This window comes from Gracilibacillus sp. HCP3S3_G5_2 (genome assembly GCF_052063305.1).
Lineage (GTDB): Bacteria > Bacillota > Bacilli > Bacillales > Amphibacillaceae > Gracilibacillus.
In genome coordinates, this window is sequence record NZ_JBQHXU010000030.1 from 1 (window position 1) to 3,263 (window position 3,263).

The 3,263-nt window shown below is 38.8% G+C and carries 4 protein-coding genes; all 4 read left to right on the forward strand.

Features of this window, described 5'->3' with window-relative positions; all coding sequences use genetic code 11:
• The first annotated feature begins 124 nt into the window (after positions 1 to 124).
• The 4 genes from ACTNEP_RS20330 to ACTNEP_RS20345 all read left to right on the forward strand — a co-directional run bounded on the left by ACTNEP_RS20330 (position 125) and on the right by ACTNEP_RS20345 (position 3,118).
• On the forward strand, positions 125 to 676 hold the full coding sequence (locus tag ACTNEP_RS20330; protein WP_441163772.1) for a DUF6431 domain-containing protein: 552 nt from the start codon (positions 125 to 127) through the stop codon (positions 674 to 676).
• Between the two features lie 114 nt (positions 677 to 790).
• Positions 791 to 2,062, forward strand: a complete 1,272-nt coding sequence (locus ACTNEP_RS20335; protein WP_441163773.1) for an IS481 family transposase — start codon at positions 791 to 793, stop codon at positions 2,060 to 2,062.
• Complete coding sequence (locus ACTNEP_RS20340; protein WP_339213337.1) at positions 2,055 to 2,855, forward strand: ExeA family protein; 801 nt, start codon at positions 2,055 to 2,057, stop codon at positions 2,853 to 2,855. Before ACTNEP_RS20335 ends, ACTNEP_RS20340 begins: the two co-directional genes overlap by 8 nt.
• On the forward strand, positions 2,852 to 3,118 hold the full coding sequence (locus tag ACTNEP_RS20345; protein ID WP_339213335.1) for a DUF5348 domain-containing protein: 267 nt from the start codon (positions 2,852 to 2,854) through the stop codon (positions 3,116 to 3,118). The genes ACTNEP_RS20340 and ACTNEP_RS20345 overlap by 4 nt, the downstream gene beginning before the upstream one ends.
• Positions 3,119 to 3,263: the final 145 nt, after the last annotated feature.

Genomic DNA, 3,263 nt, shown 5'->3' on the forward strand with positions numbered 1-3,263 from the left:
TGTAAAGCATCACTTTATCCCATCCAAAATTGGCCTATTTAAATCAAATTCCTCCAGTATGATTACTGTACTTTCCTGACACAATATGCTAAATTTTTTGCATATTATAAGGGGGAGTTTTTTTATGATCATTTCATTTAATTTTGGAATTGGCCTTGAAGAGTATGGGGCAAGGGAAAAAGAGAATGAATTTCCAACATTTGACCGATGCCCCAATTGTAACTGCATTTCACAGGGAAATCTTCATCGTAACGGCTTCTATTGGCGCTATGGAATAGATGAACAAAGGGAACTGCGGATTCCAATTTGTCGTTTCAAATGCTTGGTTTGCAAGGTCAATATCTCTATTTTACCTGATTTTCTTATTCCTTATTTCCAACATACATTACATACGATTATTGATAGGGTACTTCGTTTCTTGGAGGGGAAGAAAGTGAATGAAAGCCGTCAGCAATTAGCCCAGCACGTCAGACGCTTTTATGAACAGCTTCATTGGATACATAGCTTTTTTGTGGATTTAGGGCATCAATTGGGGTTTTCAAAAAGATTCAAAAAAGAAGCCCTAAAATATATGAAAATGATCCTTGATTTTGGAGAATCATCCTTCTTTCGAAGGAGCTGGGGTCATTTATCATCATACTTTATGGGCAAATTAATTTTACCATATTTTTCGTAATAAAAAAATAGTATTAATCCCACATAAGTCTTGCCTATGAAACTATTGATGAAAAAAGTAGAATAAAAGCAATGGATAACCGGTTGTCCTTCTTATAAAAAGGAGGAAAAATTCATGAATGAGAAAACACGGGAAGAAATTGCTTTATTTCGTTATGGCTTGATTGCCCCACTTTTGAATGGGCAAATGAAGCCAAAGGAATATTTTCAAGAAATGGAGGGGAAAATCCACCAGGTTCCTTACTATGGGGAACGGAAGGTTGCAGCTAAAACCATGCAAGAATGGCTTCTTCATTACCGTAGGAATGGTTTTGATGCTTTGAAACCAAAAAGGCGTTCCGATCGTGGGGATTCTAGAAGACTATCGCCAGATGATAAGGATCATATTTTAGAAATACGAAGGGAATTTCTCCATATGCCTGTCAGTGTTTTTTACGACCAACTGATTAAACGTGGGGAAATACAAAAGCACGACGTTTCATACGCCACCATCAATAGGCTCCTAAAAGAACATAAGTTAGCTGGTAGATATCATACGAGCTATCATCCAGAAAAAGAACGGAAACGATTTGCCCACGATAAGGTCAATGTATTGTGGCAGGCGGATTTGTCACACGGTCCATATATTCAAATCAATGGAAAAGCGAAGAAAACGTTTCTTATTGCATATATTGATGACTGTTCCAGGCTTGTACCTTACGCACAATTTTTCTCTTCCGAGAAATTCGATGGATTGCGTGAAGTGACGAGGGAAGCGTTGATACGACGTGGGAAACCGACCATCATTTATGCGGATAACGGCAAAATTTATCGGTCTGATACGCTGCAATATGCATGTGCCCAATTAGGGATTACATTAGCACACACGCAGCCTTATGATCCTAAAAGCAAAGGGAAAATCGAGAGATTATTTAAAACCATACAAACACGTTTTTATCCACTGTTAAAAAGTGATCCGGTTCATTCCCTAGAGGAATTAAATGAACGTTTTTGGCAGTGGCTTGAGGAGGATTACCACCGAAAGCCACATGCCTCTCTAGATGGGAAAACACCACACGAAGTGTTCCATTCCCAACTAGATCATATCACATTTTTAGAGGACCTATCCATTTTAGATACCATTTTCTTAAAACGGGCAGAAAGAAAGGTAAAATTGGATGGTACAATTACGTTGGACAAACAATTATACGAGGTACCCTCTCACTATATTGGTCAAAAGATTGAAGTTAGAATGGATGAACAAGCTGTCTATATTTTCAAGGATGGAAAGAAGGTAGTTGAAGCCGTTCCAGTCTCTATGCATGACAACGCTCATATTAAGCGAAGACAATCGCCATTCGCCGTATCGGAAACAACAGATCAGGGGGAGGAAATGAATCGTGTATAAATCATTTTATTCCCTAGCAAAAACACCATTTTCCAAAGATATGAACCAAGCAGAAGCCTTCCCGTCCGCAGGATATCAGGAGGCATTGAATGGACTGGAATATTTACGGAAATCCAAAGGGATTGGGTTAGTTATCGGCGATCCCGGTGCTGGAAAGACATTTACTTTGCGGTCATTTAAGGAGTCCCTTAACCCAGCATTATATCATGTGGTTTACTTCCCATTGTCTACGGGTGGCGTGATGGACTTTTATCGGGGATTGGCTTACGGTTTGGGGGAGGATCCGAAGTTTCGTAAAGTGGATCTGTTTCGCCAAATCCAACAAGGAATTGAACGAATGGATCAGGAACGCAAGGTTACACCTGTCTTTATTCTAGATGAGATGCATATGGCAAAAGATGCCTTTTTACAGGATCTAGCTATTCTTTTTAACTTTCAGATGGATTCAACGAATCCTTTTATCCTTATATTAGCGGGCTTGCCACATTTAAAAACGCGACTGAATCTGAATCACCATCGACCATTAGCCCAACGAGTCATCATGAGGTATCAACTACAGCCATTAAGTAAAGAGGATGTATCCGCCTATATTGATCACCATTTGAAAATGGCAGGATCCAAAATGCCTATTTTCACAGCAACTGCCTTTGAGGCAATCGCTCTACGGTCCCAAGGATGGCCTCGAGTTATTAATACATTAACTATCAATAGCCTTTTATATGGGGCGCAACTGAAGAAAGAACAAATAGATGAAGAAATTGTTCGCCTGGCTGCCGAAGAGGGTGGTTTATGATGCGTCGTGGAATCATGTTTTTTGATTTTGGTAAGCAAGAATGGAATATATGGATTGGTCAGCAAGCCTATGAAATAGTACAAGGAATGTCAGTTGAAATACGTATTCAGAATCGTTATTTTAGAACTTGTATGGAGAAAGATAGCCCTGACTGGTTGATAACGATTGAAAATGAAGTCACATTTACACTCAGCCTATTTGAAGTGTATAGGGTACGTGTTTTACAAATGGATTTAATACCTGCATTTAATCTCCCTTTTTAGGGGGATTTTCTTTCAAATGCGCGTCTGAAAGAATTTGCATATTAATTTTCAAAACTGAATTAAAGTGAAAAAGTCGGCACATTATTTCAGATTTCTAACTGGATTAAAGTGAAATTAGATGTCTGGGATAATGTGCTAATTTACA

What these genes read in the sequence shown, in the direction of transcription:
- ACTNEP_RS20345 (WP_339213335.1), top strand. Translation starts at nt 2,852, where the DNA reads ATGATGCGTCGTGGAATCATGTTTTTTGATTTTGGTAAGCAAGAATGG.
- ACTNEP_RS20330 (WP_441163772.1), top strand. Translation starts at nt 125, where the DNA reads ATGATCATTTCATTTAATTTTGGAATTGGCCTTGAAGAGTATGGGGCA.
- ACTNEP_RS20335 (WP_441163773.1), top strand. Translation starts at nt 791, where the DNA reads ATGAATGAGAAAACACGGGAAGAAATTGCTTTATTTCGTTATGGCTTG.